We start from the raw sequence: 17387 nt of genomic DNA, 5'->3' as shown, positions 1-17387 counted from the left end.
GCGCTCCCTGGGCTGAGTCCGTCGAGAACGCGCTACACGACCGCCCGTTGCCGGACCTGGGACAGGTGTTCCTCGCCGCTTTCCACGAATCGCCGCGCCAGCTCGGCCTGGCCCTTCGCGCCGTGCTCCAGCAAATAGGCCAGTTCCGTTGGCAGCAGGGCCTTGACCGTGACGAGCCGCACGTCTCCGAAGGGGGTGGAGAAGTGGCCCGGTAACGTGCGCGACTGCACGCCCAGCAGCACGGCCACTCGCCCCTCGCTGGTGACGAGCGACTCGGGCATGCCCTCGCCGGACACCTCCATGGAGAAGAGGCCCGCCTTCAGCCGCTCGCGCACGCGCTCATGCGCCGCCACCTCCGCCGCGACCCTTTCGAGGAGCATGAAGGGCCAGCTCGCCTCGATGGATTCGAGAGGCTGGTTCGTTTCCACGGCGAGCTCCAGGCCGAAGCCCACGGACGGTTCCAGGCGGGTGATGAACGGGTCGGAGAGCCCGTGAGTCACGAGGAGGGTTCGCCCTGACTCGCGATGGATGACGCGCCAGAGTTCCCGGCGGCCCGGCCACGAGCTGCTCATGGCAATGGGGGTGATGGCCTCCTTGTCCAGCGTGCCCAGGGAGCGCCAGACCGTGTCACGGGCGGTGTCCGCCGACTCATAGAGCTCGCGGCACTTGCGGCTGTACGTGCGCTCCTCTTCGCTGATGGCGCTCGGGCCGGTGACTTCCGTGAACTTCGGCCCCGTGACCCCCATGCGCTCCAATGCGTTCTTGATGGCCTCGGAGACGATGATGGTCCCGCTCCATCCCCAGGTGCGGAACACCTGCGCATCGCCCACTTTGGAGGGGTCGATGCGCATGCCGATCACGGACTGGTACTGCCCGACCTTTTCTGGCCGTCCATGCTCCGGCTTCCAGTGGCGCACCTCATCGGACGTTTCATCATCGATGCACTTCACGACGCGCGTGATGTTGAGGAGGACGTACGGCTCGGATTGCCCGTCCACCTCCACAGGGATGAGCTGTACATCGCCAGGAGCCAGCTCGGCGAAGATGGTCGCTACCCTGGCATGCACCACGGGAATGGGCACACCCGCCATAAAGGAGAAGTCGAGTGCCTTTCCTGGGATGTAGATGGGGATCCGGATTCGCCCTTCGATGTGAACGGGCTCGCCCCGCCTGAACAGCCAGGTCCGGAGTTCCTGCCCCTGTTCATCCACGGGCTGATCCAGGAGGTGCCAGCGGTCCGGGATATAGACATCCTCGAACAGATCGAAGTAGCGGCCTGCCATGTAGGAATTCCTTATCGGAGTGCCCGTTCAGTCCGCAGTTTGTTGAGCCTGCTGCCCTCTCTGCGGATCTCGTCAGCCGATCACGAGCACGATCAGGGCCAGCGCTCCCCAGACCCGAAGGGTGTGCTGGCTCATGACTTCGGAGGCTGGAGCCGCCACGAGAGCACGCGCCCATCATGCCCCAGCACGAAGAGCTGATCCCCGAGGACCACGGGCGGGCTGAGCAGCGGCGTATCCAGCCGCAGCGAAAAGATGGGAGGCCCCTTCGCGGGCTCGAGCGCGAGCAACCACCCCTGGTTGCCGCGCGTGGGCACCAGCACCCAGTCCCGGAACCCGGTCACCTGCGTCACCAGGGGCGCGGGCAGGGCCAGTCGAGACACCTCGCGCCCGTCCCCAGGCGCCAGGGCCAGGAGCAGATTGTCCTCCGTGCCTACCCAGACCTGGCCCCGGGCGAGGCTCGGAGGACTGGAGAGGGCCGCGGCCAGCGTCCGCCTCCAGCGCACCTGCCCATCGGCGAGCCCGAGCGCGAGCACCTCTCCCTTCCGGGTGGAGACGTACAGCACCTCACCCTGGGCCTCCATTCCCAGAACCTGAGACAGCGGCTGGCGCCAACGCACCGCGCCATCCTCGGCCGAGAGCGCGAACAGCCCCGCCTCCCCGAGCGCCACCACCACGAGGCCCTGGAAGAGGACGGGAGAGGGCAGGGGGCGTGTGGCGTCGGGGCGGGGCGCGCCCGAGGGGAGCGGGTGCCTCCACCGCACCGCGCCGGAGTCCACGGCGTGGGCGCGCACGGTGCCGTCCGGGGCCACCACGTACACGGCGTTCGCGTCCGAGACGAGCGAGGTGAGCATGGGTGGCTGCCCGGTGAGTCGCCAGCGCTCCGTCCCCTGCGCGAGCGTGAGGCTGACGAGCGTTCCGCCCACTGTTCCCACGAGGATACTGTCCCCGGACACCGAGGGGCGCGCGGCGACCTCGCGGCCGAGCTCCACGCGCCAGACGGTCTCTCCCTGGCGGTCCAGCCTCAGGAGCCTGCCGGCCTCGTTGCCCACCAGCACCCCGTCCCCCAGGGGCAGCAGCCCCGAGCGGGAGGGGGCGTCGGTGGAGGTGGCGAAGAGTCTGTCGGCGGGTTGCCGGCAGGCTGCCATCAGCGCCACGACGGCGAGCGGTAAGAGGAGGCGCTGTGGGAGGCGGGGCGGCATGGTTGAGAGAGGATTTTCAGACCCCTAGGATGGTTGGCAAGGAAGGAACCCGACATGGCTTCGATTCGCGACGACGAGCTCCCCAGCTCGACTGGTATTCCCTCAGCCGCACGCCGGTCCGACTGGGCCCCGCCCCCGGCCATTCCCGTCACCGAGGAGCTGCTCCTCGCGCTGCCCAAGACGGACCTGCACTGCCACCTGGATGGCTCGATGCGGCTCAAGACGATCCTCGAGCTGGCCGAGCAGCAGAAGGTGAAGCTGCCCGCGGACACCGAGGACGGCCTGGCCCGCGCCATCCACATGGGCGAGGTGTGCAAGAGCCTCGAGGACTACCTGGTGGCCTTCGACGTGACGCTCTCGGTGCTGCAGACGGCCGAGGCCCTCTACCGCTCGGCCTATGAGCTGGCGGTGGACGCGGCGGCGGAGAACGTGCGCTACATCGAGGTGCGCTACTCGCCCGCGCTGCACCTGCAGAAGGGCCTGAAGATGACGACGGTCATCGACTCGGTGCTCGAGGGTCTGCGCGTGGCCAAGCGCGAGACGGGCATCAAGTACGGCGTCATCGTCTGCGGCATCCGCCACATCAACCCGCAGACGTCCATGCGGCTGGCGGAGCTGTCGGTGGCCTACAAGAACCGGGGCGTCATCGGCTTCGACCTGGCGGGCGCCGAGGCGAGCTTCCCGGCCAAGGACCACAAGGACGCCTTCCAGCTCATCCTCAAGAACAACGTCAACTGCACGGCGCACGCGGGCGAGGCCTTCGGGCCCGAGTCCATCTCCCAGGCCATCCACTACCTGGGGGCGCACCGCATCGGCCACGGCACGCGTCTGCGCGAGGATGGCGATCTGCTCAACTACGTGAACGACCACCGGATTCCTCTGGAGGTGTGCCCCTCCTCCAACGTGCAGACGGGCGCGGTGTCCAGCCTGGACTCGCACCCGCTCAAGTTCTACTTCGACTACGGCCTGCGGGTGACCATCAACACCGACAACCGGCTCATCACCGACACCACGGTGACCAAGGAGCTGTGGCTGTCGCACAAGGAGCTGGGGCTGTCGCTGGACGACCTGACCACCATCATCGTCTCCGGCTTCAAGAGCGCGTTCCTCCCGTTCCGCGAGAAGCAGGATCTGCTGCGCGCGGTGAACCAGGAGATCGCCCAGACGCTGATGGCCTTCGAGAAGCGGCCGCAGGCGGTGAAGCAGCCGGCCTGAGCCGGGAGTGTTGGCCGGCGGGGTGCTACGCCTCGCCCGCCATCAGGGGCAGGGTGAAGCGGAAGGTCGAGCCGCGCCCCGCTTCACTCTCCACCCAGATGCGGCCGCCGTGGCGCTCGATGATGTCGCGGCAGATGTAGAGCCCGAGGCCCACGCCGCCGAAGCCCGAGATGGGAGCGTTGCGGGCCCGGAAGAAGCGCTCGAAGAGGTGCGCCTGTTGGTCCGCCGGGATGCCGATTCCGGAGTCCGCGACCGAGACGAGCACTTCCTTCCCGGTGCGGTTGACGGTGACGCGGATCTCCCCTCCCGTGGGGCTGTACTTGAGGGCGTTCTCCAACAGGTTCGTCATCACCTGCTCGAGCCGGCCGGGATCTCCCTGGACGAGGACGTCCTCCGCGCACGCCTCGTACTCGAGCGTGTGGTGGGGACTGACGGGGCGCAGCTGCTCGAGGACCTCGCGGATGACCTCCCGGAGATGCACGGGCACGCGTTGCATCTCCAATCGCCCCGCCTCGACCCGCGAGGCGTCCAGCAGGTCGCTGATCAACGCCGAGAGCCGTCCCACCTGGGCGAGCGCCCTCTCCGCGAGCTGGGGAGGAAGGGGCTGCCCCGTGGCCGAGCGCTGCTTGAGCATCTGCAGGTGGAGCTTGAGGGGCGTGAGGGGCGTCTTCAGCTCGTGCGAGGCGATGGAGAGGAAGTCGTCCCGCACACGGATGGCCTCGTGGGCCTCGTGTAGCAACCGCTCCCGCTCCGCCTGCGCGCGGCGCTCCGCCGTCACGTCCCGGAAGCTCCAGACGCGGCCGATGGTGGTGTCTCCCAGCCGCTGGGGGCGCGAGTAGCGCTCGAGGATGTGTCCGTCGCGGAGCTCCACGGTGTCGAAGCCCTCCAGCTCCGGTGTCGCGTACAGCTCGCGGACTCGTGTGGCGTACTGCTCCGGGTGCTGGACCTTGGGGAGCAGGGCCGCGAGGAGCTGCTTGCCATCCCGCGTGTCCAGCGGAGCATCGGGAATCCGCCAGAGGTCCTGGAACTTCTGGTTGAAGGCCGTGATGCGCTGATGGCGGTCCGTCACGAGGACCCCGTCCGCGGTCGAGTCGAGCGTGGCGCGCAGCAGCGAGACCGTGTGCTCCAGCCGCTCCCGGGCCTGACTCTGCTCGGTGACGTCCACCATGATGCCCTGGAGCTTGAGGGGGCTGCCGTTCTCCGACTTCACCGTGACGATGTCGCGCAGCCACACGATGCGCCCGTCGGCGGCTATCATGCGGTATTCGAACTCGTGGGGCCTGCACTCCCACGTGGCCTTCACGCAGAAGGAACAGGCCCAGTCCCGGTCGTCGGGATGGACGTGTTTGCGCCAGAAGTCCGGCTCCTGCATCCACTGTTGGATGGGATAGCCGAGCAGGCGCTCTGCCTGCTGGCTGACGAACGTGAAGCGGAAGCTCGTATCGGCTTCCCAGACGATGCCGTCGATGTTGTGGATGAGCTCGTCGTACTGCCGCTGGGTCTGGGTGAGCTCCTGGCGCAGCTCCTCCACGGGGGGAGTGGGCACGGGGGGCGTGGACTCGAGCGGGCTCAGGCGGGCGCATGCGCCCAGGAGCTGGCCTTTGTTCCCGAAAACGGGAAGCACGACGGCCCGGGTCCGCTGCCCCTGGGACTCGCCCTCGGCGATCGCCTCCTTGCCCGTGAAGGCGGTGCGAAGCGCCGTGAGGAGCCAGGGCAGGGAGCCGAGCACCTCCTCGGCGGCTTGCTCTTCGGATTCCCCGTCCTTCCAGCCGTTGGCGGTGGCCAGCGCCTCGTCCATCCAGACGACCTGTCCATGGCTGTCGACGATCAGCATGGCCTGAAGGCTGGCGCCTACCTGGAGCAGCAACCCGAGGGCGGCTGACTCGGCCAGGACTGGGTTCTTCATCAGGTCGGAAGCTTCCAATCCCGCGCCTATTCCATGCGTGTCGGCCATCGTCATGGGTTGCTTTCCCCCCCGCGACAAAGCTGCTCTCCCGCCGCAATGATGTGCAACATACCGCGAAGCCCACGAAATCGGCTTCCCCCCTCCCTTTCCGACCCGGCGGCCCCAGCAGATGGGGAGAGCGTCAGGGAGTGCCGGACCGGGCCGTCCCTGGTGGTGCCGGGCGCGTCATGCGCCCCGACCGCGGCTGCTGACCCGAGGTCTCGAATCCATTCGTCCAGGTCCCCCGTGCCCCTCCGGGCGCGGGCCAGATTCCGAGAAGGTCATGCAGCCGAAACTGAACCGGCTCCTGCGGGCGCTCGCCCGTGAGGGGCTCGATGTGACGTACGACGGTCGTGTCTACACGGTGCGCCTCCAGGGCGATGAGAACGCGCCGCCCGCCGAGGTGCTCCTCCCACCGGACCTGCCCGTGGAGGGCAAGGCCTTCCAGCAGCTCGCCGCGCTCGCCGCGCTGAAGCACCCGGGCGGCGGCAGCGTGAAGCGCGTGCGTGCCACGCCGGACTTCCACCCGGGAGACTCCGGGGTGGCCATCGGCTCGGTGGTGCACACGGAGGGACTGGTGGTACCCGCCGCGGTGGGCACGGACATCAACTGCGGCATGCGCCTACATGTCGCCGACATCCCCGTGGAGGCCTTCCTCGCCCGCCGCGACGCCTTCGTCGAGCGGATGAAGGGCCACTACTTCTTCGGCACGCGGGACGTGGCGCTGGGCTCGCGCGCGGTGGAGGCGCTCCTGCGGGACGGCCTGCCCGGCTGGCTCCTGGAGACGCTGGAGGCCCCGCTGGGTGTGGTGGCGAAGGCGGACCTGGGGCAGCTCGACCGGGAGTCCATGCGGGTGCACCTGGGTGGGGCGCTCGAGGGGGACCCGTCGTGGGCGCCCACGGGGCTGCGCCGGGAGGGCGTGGTGAGGGACCCGGGGCTGGCCACCATCGGTGGGGGCAACCACTTCGTCGAGGTGCAGCGGGTGGAGGCGGTGCTGGACCGGGCGCGGGCGTGGGAGTGGGGTGTGCGCGAGGGACAGCTCGCGTTCATGGTGCACTCGGGCTCGCGGGACATGGGCAAGCACGTGGGGCTCACGTGGCTGGAGCGGGCGCGGGCGGCGTGGCCGGTGGGGGCGCCCTTCCCGGAGAGCGGAATCCTCCCGCTGGCGGACCCGGCGCTGGTGCGCGAGTACCTCCGGGCCGAGGCCACGGCGGCCAACTACGCCTTCCTCAACCGGTTGTTGCTGGCGGAACTGCTGCGGCTCACCCTGCGGGAGCTGTTCGGGGACGTGGAGGCGCCGCTCGTCTACGACGTGCCGCACAACCTCACCCTGCCGTGGGAGGGCGGGTGGCTGGCGCGCAAGGGCGCGTGCCCGGCGGAGGCGGAGCAGCCGGTCATCATCCCCGGCTCCATGGGGGCGGCGTCCTACCTGATGGTGGGGCTGGGGAACTCCGAGGCGCTGGCCTCGGCGTCGCATGGAGCGGGGCGGGCGCGCTCGCGCTTCTCCATGGCGCGGGGAGGGGCGGACCAGAGGGAGGAGGTGCTGGGCCTGAGGGGGGTGGACTGCATCACCCTGCGGGCCGAGCGCCGCATCGAGGAGGCGCCGGCGGCCTACAAGCCCATTGGCCCGGTGGTGGCTTCTCAGGTGGAGGCCGGCATCGTCCGGGAGGTGGCGCGGCTGGCTCCGTTGATGACCTTCAAGGCCTGACGCGTCAATTCTCTGGCGCTCCCCCTCGCCTCCGGGTGGAATCGGTCCCGGAGCGAGCCCCCATGGCTCGCGGAAGCTTCACCCACATCAGAAGAGGGGAACACACATGGAGAACATTCCGGGGAACTATCCGGGAGGGCCTGGACCGACGAACACGGCCGCGGCCCGGCAGGAGGTGTCCACGCCGGCCATCCTGTTGATGGTGACGGCGGGTCTGGGCGTCGCGGCCGCGTTGCTGGGGTTTGTTCAGGCGCTCCTGGGCGCCGGGGGGATTCCTCCGGAGATGCTCAATGATCCGAACATGGCGCAGTTCCGCCCGTGGCTCGAGCGCTCCCAGTCCTTTGGGGTCATCGGCAACATCCTCACGCTCGCGCTGAGCGGAGTGACGTTCTTCGGCGCCCTGAAGATGAAGAACCTGGAGAACTTCGGCCTGGCCATTGCCGCCTCCATCATCGCCATCATTCCCTGCTTCGGGCCGTGCTGCTGCATCGGCATCCCGGCGGGCATCTGGTCGCTGGTGGTGCTCAACAAGCCCGAGGTGAAGTCCGCCTTCCGCTGAGCTTCTCGGGTTCGGGCTCGGGGTGGGGAAGTTGCCCACCCCGGCCCTCATCCAGGGGGAGAAGGGGCTCAGGCCACCTTCATGCCCTTGGGGATGACGACGACGCCGCCCGGGGTGACGTGGAAGCGGCGGCGGTCCTCCTCCAGGTCGTAGCCGATGGTCATCCCGGGAGGAATCTCCACGTTCTTGTCGATGATGGCGCGGCGGATGCGGCAGCGCCGGCCGATGGTGACGTTCTCGAAGAGGATGGAGTCCTGCACCTCGGAGAACGAGTTGACGCGCACCTTGGGTGAGAGCACCGAGCGGTTCACATGGCCGCCGGAGATGATGCACCCCTCGCTCACCAGCGAGTCGGTGGCGTGGCCCACGCGGTTGTTCTCCCGGTCGGCGAAGACGAACTTGGCCGGGGGGAAGTTGTTGGGCTGGGTGTAGATGGGCCAGCGGTCGTTGTAGAGGTTGAAGATGGGGTCCACCTCCACCAGGTCCATGTTGGACTGGTAGTAGGTGTCGATATTCCCCACATCCCGCCAGTAGCCGCGCTCCTTCTCCTCCTGGCCGGCGAGGACGTTCTGGGCGAAGTCGTACACGTAGACGGGCTCGCGCTTGTAGAGCTGGCTGATGATGGACTTGCCGAAGTCATGGGCGCTGGCCTCGTCGGCGGCGTCGCGCACCACCTCCTTGACGAGCGAGTCGGTGGAGAAGAGGTAGTTGCCCATGGAGGCCAGGCACATCCGGGGGTTGCCGGGCATGGGGGGCGGGTTCTTGGGCTTCTCCACGAAGCCGCGCATGCGCCCGTCCGGGCCCACGTCGATGATGCCGAACTCCTTGCCCTCCTCGATGGGGACGGGGATGGCGGCCACGGTGCAGGTGGCCTTGCGCTCCACGTGGAAGTCCAGCATCTGCTGGCAGTCCATGCGGTAGACGTGGTCGGCGCCGAAGACGAAGATGTAGTCGGGCTCCTCGTCGGTGATGATGTTGAGGTTCTGGTAGATGGCGTCGACGCTGCCCTTGTACCAGTCCATGCCGGTCCGCATCTGGGCGGGCACGGTTTCGACGTAATGGCCGAGGAAGGCCGTCATGCGCCAGGCCCGGGACAGGTGCTTGTTGAGCGAGTCGCTCTTGTACTGGGTGAGCACCTTCATCCGGTAGATGCCGGAGTTGGCGAAGTTGGACAGCACGAAATCGATGATGCGGTAGCGCCCGCCGAAGGGAACGGCTGGCTTGGCGCGTTCACGAGTGAGGGGTTCCAGCCGGGTTCCGGCGCCCCCTGCGAGGATCATTGCCAGCGTCTTGGCCATAGGCCCGGCACGTTAGTCAGGGGTACGGGCCCTGCAAGGCCGCTGGGGAGCGTTCGTTGAGTACCCAAACCGGGGGGTGACGGGCCCTCGTGGCTTCCACCTGGGGAGCCGTGCTATGTCTTCCAGGCGATGGCTGGCGACGAAACCCGAGTAACCAAGATCTCCTCGATCAAGGAGCTCGCCAATGATCCGGTCGAGACGGAATGCTGCATCGTGCAGATTCACGGGCCGGAGCTGGGGAAGAAGTACACGCTCCAGGAGAGCGAGTTCACCATCGGGCGTGAAGAGGGCAACCACATCGTGGTGGACCTCGACAACGTCTCGCGCAAGCACGCGCGCATCCTCCGCAGGCAGGGGAGGATGTTCGTGCAGGATCTGGGCTCCACCAACGGCACCTACCTGAACGACCAGGAGGTGACGCAGGAGACGCCGCTGCGCAGTGGGGATTTGATCAAGGTGGGCGGCTCCATCTTCAAGTTCCTCACCGGCGACAACGTGGAGCTGCAGTACCACGAGACCATCTACACGCTGACGATCGTGGATGGCCTGACCGGGGTGAACAACAAGCGCTACTTCCTCGAGTACCTGGAGAGGGAGATGGGGCGCTGCCACCGCTACGGGCGCCCGCTGACGCTGGCGATGTTCGACATCGACTTCTTCAAGAAGATCAACGATGTGCACGGGCACCTGGCGGGTGACTACGTGCTGCGCGAGCTGGCGCAGACCATCAAGCGGCTGGTGCGCAAGGAGCAGTGCTTCGCGCGCTACGGTGGCGAGGAGTTCGCGCTGGTGGTCCCCGAGGACGGTGGGGACAAGGCGCGCATCTTCGCGGAGAAGATCCGCCGGTCCATCGAGGAGAAGCAGTTCGCCTTCGAGAACCAGGAGATTCCCGTCACGCTGTCCATCGGGGTGGCGGACATGACGCCGGACATGGTGGAGCCGCTACAGTTCATCAAGGTGGCGGACGCCAACCTGTACAAGGCGAAGAAGACCGGGCGTAACCGGGTGGTCGGCTAGTCCCTCTATCGCTCCCACTCCACCCACCTACCCTCCCTCCCTCTCCCAGGGGGAGAGGGTTTAACCCGAGGGCCAGGGTGAGGGTCTTCCCACTCAGGTCCCCTCGCGCAGCCCCTCGATCCGACCCTTGGTGCCCGGCAGGTGGCCAGGAGCCATGCGCGTGTACAGGTACTGCACCGTGTCGTGCAGCGTCTCGTGGACGTCGCGGGCCTGGAAGCCCAGCTCGTGCTCGGCCTTCGAGGCGTCCAGCCAGAACCAGTGCTCGCCGATGTCCACTTCCTGGGGGTCCAGGGTGGGCTTCGTCCCACGCCACTTCGCCACCCGCTCCAGCAGCTTCGCGCCGAGCACGTTCACCTGTGCGGGCAGCTTCAACCTCGGCGCGGCCACGCCCGACAGGCGCTCCAGCCGGTGGAAGAAGTCCGACATCGTCAGGTTCACGCCCATCAGGTGACGGCCGTACACCTCGCCGCGCGTCAGCGCGTTCACGAACGCATCCGCCGCGTCCCGCGCGTCCACGAAGGACATGCCCCCGCCGGGCATGGCGGGAATCTCTCCCTGGAGGAACTTCATCACCGTCCACGTGGAGCTCAGCCGGTCATCTCCCGGGCCCATGAGCAGGCTCGGGTTGAGCACCACGAGGGGGATGGCGTGTTTGCGGCAGTACTCCAGCGCGAGCTTCTCCTCGTAGATCTTCGACAGGTAGTACGGCCAGCGGCCCACCACGGTGATGGGGTAGCCGTCGTCCTCGGTGCCGACGCGCTCCTCCTTGGACACGGCGATGGTGCCCGAGGTGGAGGCGAGGATGACGCGCTGGACACCGGCCTCGCGCACGTCATGCAGCAGCTCGCGCGTGGCGTCCACATGCAGCTCGTACATGCGCCGGGCGTCCTTGTCCTGGAAGGAGACGAGCCCCGCCAGGTGGTAGACGGCCTGCACGCCCTGCAGTGCACGCCGCACCGCCTCGCGGTCCTTCAAATCCCCGCGGACGTACTCCGCCTTCTCGAAGGCCGGACCCGCGGGCTTCGAGCGGCCGATGAGACGCACCTCATGGCCCGCGGCCACCAATTTGGGCACCAGATGCGCGCCCAGGAAACCGGTGCCTCCGGTGACGAGCAGCTTCACGACTCACTCCCTCCCGAGGACAGCGCGCGGCGCTGCTCCTCCACCGTGGCGGACTCCGCGAAGCTCAGCACCCGGCCGGCGGCGAGCGCCCGGATGGAGTCCTCGGCCAGCTTCGTGGCGTAGCGGTAGCTCTCCGAGCGCGCCATGCCCTGCGTCTTGGCGCGCAGCATCTCGTACGTCAGCGCGGGCCCGATGTGGGCACCCAGGTCGCGCGACTTGGGCAGCATGCGGCCCTTGGGCAGCGCCTCGTAGGCGCCCTTCACGTAGATGGGCAGCACGTCCACCTTGTAGGTGAGCGCGAGGTACCCCAGGGTGGGCTTGAACTCGAGCAGCTCCCCGGTGGTCGAGCGGGTGCCCTCGGGGAAGATGAGCAGGTTGAAGCCCTGCTGCAGGGCGCTGCCGGCCATGCGCAGCGACTCGCGCAGCGAGCCGTGCCGGTCCATGGGGATGAGGTCGGTGAAGTTCTCGAAGTACGCGCGCTTGAGGGGCGTGTCGAAGAAGTAGTCGCGCGCCGCGAGCGTGGTGAGCCGCTGTCCCTGCTCGCCGAGCACCACCTTGATGAGCCCCATGTCCAGGTGGCTCGTGTGGTTGGCGATGACGAGGAAGTTGCGGTTCATCGGGATGAACGGCTCGCCCGTCACCTTCACGTCGAACATGCCGCCGAAGATGGCCTGCTGTCCGAGCCGCACCAGCTGCCGGCCCACCGCCACCAGCGGCTCCGGCACCGGAATCTCGACCTCCTCGGACTTCTCGGCCTCGCGGGAGATGTCCTTGGCGCGCGTCTCCACGGCGGGGCGGCGCCCGCTGGCGACCACCAGCTTGCGCAGGTCGTCCACCGTCTGCACGTGCGTCAAATCGTTCACCGCGGGCAGCGGCACACCGGCCTGCTCCAGGGCCACCGAGAGCTCGGTGAGCATCAGCGAATCCAGACCCAGGTCCACGGAGAGACGGGCCTCGGGGCGGATGTCGGCGAGGGGCTTGTTCACCACCTCGGCGATGAGCGGGTAGAGCCAGTCGGCGACGCCGCCGGTGCTCTGCACCTTCTCGCGGGCCTTCTCGCCCGAGGAGGCCAGCCGCTCCAACCGCTTGAGCTCCTCCACCACCACCTTGCGCTTCACCTTGCGCGACGAGGTGCGCGGCAGCTCACCGTCCCAGAAGCGCAGCACCTTCACGCGGCGGTAGAAGGGCATCTCCATGCCCGTCTTGCGGAAGTGCTCCTCCAGCTCGCGGCGCACCTCCTCGCGCGGCCGGTCCTTGTAGTCGGGCACGCACAGGCAGGCGACCTTCTCGCCGCCGGCCTCGTCGGGCAGACCGACGATGGACAGCTCCTTGATGTGCGCGTGGGGGCCGTACACCTCCTCGAGCTCGTCCGGGTACACGTTCTTCCCGTTGGCATCGATGATGACGTCCTTCTTGCGGCCCATCAGGTACAGCCGGCCCTCGGCGTCCAGGCGGCCCAGGTCACCGGTGTACAGCCAGCCCTCCTTGAGGACGGCTTCGGTGGACTCCTTGTCCCCGAAGTAGCCCGTCATCACGTTGGGGCCGCGGGCAAGCACCTCGCCGATGCCCTCGTTGTCCGGGTCGAGGATGCGCAGCTCGATGCCGGGCAGCGCCTTGCCCACCGTGCCGGGCTGGCGCTTGTTGACGCGCGTCTCGGACACCGTCAGCACCGGGGCCGCCTCGGTGAGGCCATAGCCCTCGATGATGTTGAAGCCCATCTGGTGGAAGGCCTTGTGCACGTCGTCCGGCAGCGCCGAGCCTCCCGACACCAGGAACTTGATCTTCCCGCCGAACTTGCGGTGCACCGGCCAGAAGAGCAGCTTGCCCAGGTTGAGGCTGCTGCGGTTGCGCAGCTCGCCGTGCGCCGCCATGAGCGACTTGAGCGCCTGCTCCACCAGTGGCGGCCGGCTCGCCATCTCCTGCGTCACCTTGCGGTGCAGCAACTGCCACAGCGCGGGCACGCCGATCATCGCCGACACGCGGCCCGTCTCGAACACCTCGCCCAGCCGGTCCGAGGTCAGCTCGTCGATGTACGTGATCTCCGTGCCGCGCGAGAAGGGCGTGAGGAAGCCGGCGGAGAACTCGAAGGTGTGGTGCAGCGGCAGCACGGAGAGGACGCCGTCGCCCACGCCCACGTCGAAGGCACCCGCCAGCTTCGCGATGAGCGAGGCGAAGTTGCGGTGGGTGAGCATCACGCCCTTGGGCGTGCCCGTGGTGCCCGAGGTGAAGATGAGGCTGGCCACGTCGTCCGCGGCGGCCGTGCGGCGCACCGGCCCGATGTTGTCCGGGTACGCCGGGTCACCGCTCATCGCCTCGGCGAGGCTGGCCACGCGCGTGGACAGGCCCGCGGCGGCGAGCGACGCCTGGATGCCGGGGAGGTCCTCGGCGGTCTGCTCCGAGAGCAGCAGCACCTTCGCCTCGGAGCGGCGGGCGATGTTGACCACCTCGGTCTCGGTGAGGCTCGGATCCACCGGCACGGCGGTGCCGCCCGCGCGGAGGATGCCGAAGTAGGAGACGGGCCACTCGGGCCGGTTCTCCGAGAGGATCATCACCCGCTCGCCGCGCTTCACGCCTTCCTTCAGGAGGAAGCTGCCCACGCGGTTGGCGTAGCGGTTGACCTCGCCGTAGGTGAGACGCTCCTCCTTCTCGTCGGCGGCGTAGCGGAAGGCCACCCGGTGGCGCCACGCGTTGACGCTGGCCTCGAGCATCTCCAACAGGTCCCTGTTCGCGGGGATGACGGTGCGCTTCTTCGTCTCCTCCTCGAGGCCGGGGAACACCCACTTCTCCAGGCCGGGCAGGTGGGTGTCGAGGAAGTAGACGCGCCAGTCGATGGCCTCCGGGGCCCAGGGGATGCGGACCCGGTCATGGTGGTCCATCCGCGCGTACACCGAGCGGGTGTTGTCGCAGCGGAAGACGTAGCGGTTGTCGTAGAGGAAGGGGAGGAAGAGCTCGATGAGCCCCACCAGGCTCATGGCCTGGTTCTCCACGTCGTCCAGCTTCTCGCGGGCGCGCTCCAGCACGGCCTGCACCGCGGGCGCGCCCCAGGCGGGCTTCACCTCGTCGATGACCTGACGCAGGAAGCGCGCGCCCTTGACGAACATGGGGGCGCTGAGGTTCTCGAACACCGGGCGGCTCACCGGCATCGGCTCGACGCGCGAGCGCAGCTCGTTGAGCAGCGCGTTGCCCGTCTCCTTGTTGCGGTAGTAGCGGCGCCGGTACAGGCCCACCAGCTCGATGGAGCGGCTGGCGTAGAACGGATTCACGTCACCGCTGGACAGGTGGTAGACGCGCCGCTCCTCCACCTGGATGGAGTGCGCGGTGATGCCGATGGTGGCGCCGGCCACCTGATCCACCGGGATGATGTCCAGGATGGCGCGCTCGCCCGCGGGGATGTTGCGGTGGCCCTTGATGCCGGCGAAGGCCAGCGGCGCCGACGTGGTGAAGCCCTCGTTCCACCCCGGGAAGGGGAAGTGCTGGGCGGACTCCACGATGGAGGGCCGGACGATGGCGTAGCGCAGGCCCGGCGTGCTGGCCATCACCTGCTCGCCCAGGCTCTTGGTGTACGTGTACGTGTTGGGCCAGCCCCAGTGCTTGGCCCGCTCCATGCCGGCGCGCACCAGCTCGCCGGACAGCCACAGCTTGCGCTCGCGGCCCACCGCCAGCCGCAGCGTCTTCTCGTCCGTGGCGTCGCGGCCCTCCTGCTCCAGCCGCTCCAGCGCCTTCTTGCGGAAGAGGGACGCCAGCGCCTTGTCATCCGCCTGCTCGCGCAGCCGGGCGACGATCTTCTCCGCGTCCGCGAGCTCCTGCTCCAGGCTGAAGTCGCGCCCGTCCAGCTCGTCCTTGCGCGGGAAGTAGCCCACCACGTCCTCGTCCTCGAAGACGAGCCCGCTGCGGTTGCCGGCCACGAAGGCGGTGGACATGTGCACCAGCGGCACGCCCCACTTGAGCGCCAGCTCCACGGTGTACTTCACGCCGTGGGTGTTGACGTTGAGGCCCACCTCCAGCGAGGGGTTGAAGGACACCAGACCCGCGCAGTTGATGATGGCGGCCACCTTGCCGGTGAGCGCATCCGCCTGCTCGGGGGTGAGGCCCATGAGCGGGTCGGTGATGTCGCCGTCGAGCACCTCCACCTTGCGGCGGATGAACTCCAGGGCGCCCTCATCGCCGTAGGTGTCGCGCAGCGGCTGGAAGGGCTCGCTGGTGGCCACCTTGTCGAAGAAGCGCCGCTCGGCGGACGGGGCACTGCCCTTGCGCACCAGCACATAGAGCTTGTCCAGCACCTCGCCGTAGCGCGACAGGAGCATGGACAGGGTGACCTTGCCCACGAAGCCGGTGGAGCCCGCGAAGAGCAGGCGCTTGCCGGTGAAGACCTGGGTGACGTTCAGCTCGGGGAGACTCATCGTGGGGGACTCGGGGGGCTTACTTCACGTCGACCATGACGGTGGGGGCGATGCGCAGCAGGCTGATGCTGGCCGAGCGGCCCATGAAGCCGCGCGCCTCCTCGATGGCCTCGGTGAGGGTGTCGGTGCGGTCCCAGCCGAGCAGGGCCGGGACGTGGTTGTTCTCCGCGCCCGCGACGATGACCTTGCCCACGTGCTGGCGGCCGTTCTCGCCCCAGTACCACATGTAGAGCGGGTGCACGCCGTGGTAGGCATTGCCCTTGCGGTACAGGTGCACGTAGCTGGGGTTCTCGGCGAACTCGCGCTCGTACTTCTGTTCGATCTGCACCGCGTCGCGCGTCTCGGGCAGCACCCGGTTGAAGAACTCGATGTAGCTGGGGTGCTGGACGGGATCGAACTCGTCGAAGGCCGGGTGGGTGAGGATGAGCACGCCGCCCTTCTTCACCAGCGGCACGCCGCGGTTGAGGTTGAAGAAGTAGCCCAGCCCCATCACCTGCACCAGCAGCGGATTGAGGATGGAGTTGACGCTGTAGGGCGAGATGAAGGGGATGGGGAAGATGACGATGTCGCTCTGCCCCTGCACCGGCACCACGTACTGCTGCCAGCTCTTCTCCAGCGTCTTGGCGTGGGTGGGCTCGGTGGCTCCGGCGAACACGCCCGTCACGTCATAGGGCGCTGGGATGGAGTTGAGCACCTTGCGCGCCGCCGCGCGCGGCATCTTCGACAGCGCGTACCGCATGGCGTGGAACTTCAGCCGGTCGCCCTCGGTGTAGTCCTCCTCCTTCTTGTGGAGGAAGTCCACGCCCGGGCCGAACATGCGGTTGTTCAGCGACGTCTCGATGTGGAACACCTTGAGGTGCTTGTCGATCGCCTTGCCGATGCGCTCGTTGCGCCGGTACAGCTCGCTGTGGCCCGGCTCCATGTAGCTCTTGGACTCGCGGATCGTCTTCGGGTTGTGGTGCGCCCGGAGGCTCGCGTAGTTGGCCACGCCGGTGCCCATGGACTTGTGTCCGCCGTTCATGGGCACGAAGTTGACGTTGACGTAGACGACGAGGTCGCTCTCGGCCACGCGCCGGTTGACGGCCACCACGTGCGAGCCGCACGGGGTGCGCTCCAGCTCCACCATGCCGTCCGGATCCTCGGCGTCATGGTTGTAGTACCGCTCCGGGTAGTAGGCGTCGTAGATCTTCTGGCCCACCATGCGCCGCATCTCGCCTTCCGTCATGCGGCGGTGCAGGGCGTTGGCGATGATCAGGTGGATGTCGTCCACGCCCGAGTCGGCGCACAGCTCCAGCACCACCTCGAGGATGGACTGGCGCACGTCCGGCGTGGCCATGGGAGGCAGCGGGACGGAGATGTCGTCGATGACGCAGGTGAGCCGCATGCCGGGGCGGAGCAGGGCGTGCAGCGGCTCCATGCCCTCGGGGTGGTTGATGGCCCAGCGGATGGCGGCCTTCACGTTGGGCACACCGGCCAGGGGCGGCCGGGGGAAGATGACCCGGGTGCCCACGGGCAGGTTCTCCAGGAGGAAGTTCTCCCCGGAGAAGAGCGCCCGCGGGGGGCTGCCCTTCTCGGTGATGACCACCTGGCTTTCCTCGTCGTAGAGCTTCTGGAGCGTCTTGAGCGGGCGCATGTCGAAGG

Annotated in this window: 11 protein-coding genes; 4 read left to right on the top strand and 7 right to left on the bottom strand. The window is 68.1% G+C overall.

From position 1 onward, the window contains the following. Nucleotides 1-32 precede the first annotated feature (32 nt). Both JRI60_RS39540 and JRI60_RS39535 read right to left on the bottom strand, forming a co-directional pair. A complete protein-coding gene (locus JRI60_RS39540) occupies nt 33-1283 on the bottom strand; it encodes an imm11 family protein (protein WP_204221187.1) in 1251 nt (416 codons plus the stop codon). A 131-nt stretch (nt 1284-1414) separates the two neighbouring features. Further along, nucleotides 1415-2482, bottom strand: a complete 1068-nt coding sequence (locus tag JRI60_RS39535) for a PQQ-binding-like beta-propeller repeat protein (RefSeq protein ID WP_204221186.1) — start codon at nt 2480-2482, stop codon at nt 1415-1417. Between the two features lie 54 nt (nt 2483-2536). Here JRI60_RS39535 and add point away from each other — a divergent pair, with 54 nt between their 5' ends. Continuing rightward, complete coding sequence (gene add, locus JRI60_RS39530; RefSeq protein ID WP_204221185.1) at nt 2537-3697, top strand: adenosine deaminase; 1161 nt, start codon at nt 2537-2539, stop codon at nt 3695-3697. 25 nt (nt 3698-3722) lie between these two features. Here the strand turns inward: add and JRI60_RS39525 are convergent, their stop codons facing one another. Beyond that, a complete protein-coding gene (locus tag JRI60_RS39525; RefSeq protein WP_204221184.1) occupies nt 3723-5603 on the bottom strand; it encodes an ATP-binding protein in 1881 nt (626 codons plus the stop codon). Between the two features lie 322 nt (nt 5604-5925). Here JRI60_RS39525 and JRI60_RS39520 point away from each other — a divergent pair, with 322 nt between their 5' ends. Beyond that, complete coding sequence (locus JRI60_RS39520; RefSeq protein ID WP_204221183.1) at nt 5926-7350, top strand: RtcB family protein; 1425 nt, start codon at nt 5926-5928, stop codon at nt 7348-7350. A gap of 106 nt (nt 7351-7456) precedes the next feature. Beyond that, nucleotides 7457-7909 (top strand): hypothetical protein, encoded by a 453-nt coding sequence (locus JRI60_RS39515; RefSeq protein ID WP_204221182.1) that lies wholly within the window; start codon nt 7457-7459, stop codon nt 7907-7909. Nucleotides 7910-7977: 68 nt separating this feature from the next. Here JRI60_RS39515 and glgC read toward each other — a convergent pair whose 3' ends face one another. Beyond that, entirely contained in the window at nt 7978-9207 is a 1230-nt protein-coding gene (gene glgC / locus JRI60_RS39510) for a glucose-1-phosphate adenylyltransferase (RefSeq protein WP_204221181.1), read from the bottom strand. Between the two features lie 129 nt (nt 9208-9336). On the opposite strand from glgC, the gene JRI60_RS39505 reads away from it, so the two are divergent. After that, nucleotides 9337-10224, top strand: coding sequence for a GGDEF domain-containing protein (locus tag JRI60_RS39505; protein WP_204221180.1), 888 nt, complete (start codon nt 9337-9339; stop codon nt 10222-10224). 93 nt (nt 10225-10317) lie between these two features. Here the strand turns inward: JRI60_RS39505 and JRI60_RS39500 are convergent, their stop codons facing one another. The 3 genes from JRI60_RS39500 to JRI60_RS39490 are packed head-to-tail and all read right to left on the bottom strand — an operon-like array spanning nt 10318 to nt 17379. Beyond that, the gene (locus tag JRI60_RS39500) at nt 10318-11346 is read right to left on the bottom strand and encodes an NAD-dependent epimerase/dehydratase family protein (RefSeq protein WP_204221179.1); all 1029 of its coding nucleotides are present in this window, start codon (nt 11344-11346) and stop codon (nt 10318-10320) included. After that, on the bottom strand, nt 11343-15746 hold the full coding sequence (locus JRI60_RS39495; protein WP_204221178.1) for an AMP-binding protein: 4404 nt from the start codon (nt 15744-15746) through the stop codon (nt 11343-11345). Before JRI60_RS39495 ends, JRI60_RS39500 begins: the two co-directional genes overlap by 4 nt. Nucleotides 15747-15765: 19 nt before the next feature. Next, nucleotides 15766-17379 carry a lactate racemase domain-containing protein gene (locus JRI60_RS39490; protein WP_204221177.1) on the bottom strand — a complete coding sequence of 538 codons (1614 nt, stop codon included), beginning with the start codon at nt 17377-17379 and terminating at the stop codon, nt 15766-15768. Between the last annotated feature and the right edge of the window lie 8 nt (nt 17380-17387).

It is taken from the genome of Archangium violaceum, assembly GCF_016887565.1.
Taxonomy (GTDB): domain Bacteria; phylum Myxococcota; class Myxococcia; order Myxococcales; family Myxococcaceae; genus Archangium; species Archangium violaceum_B.
This window is presented reverse-complemented; position numbering and strand designations above follow the sequence as displayed.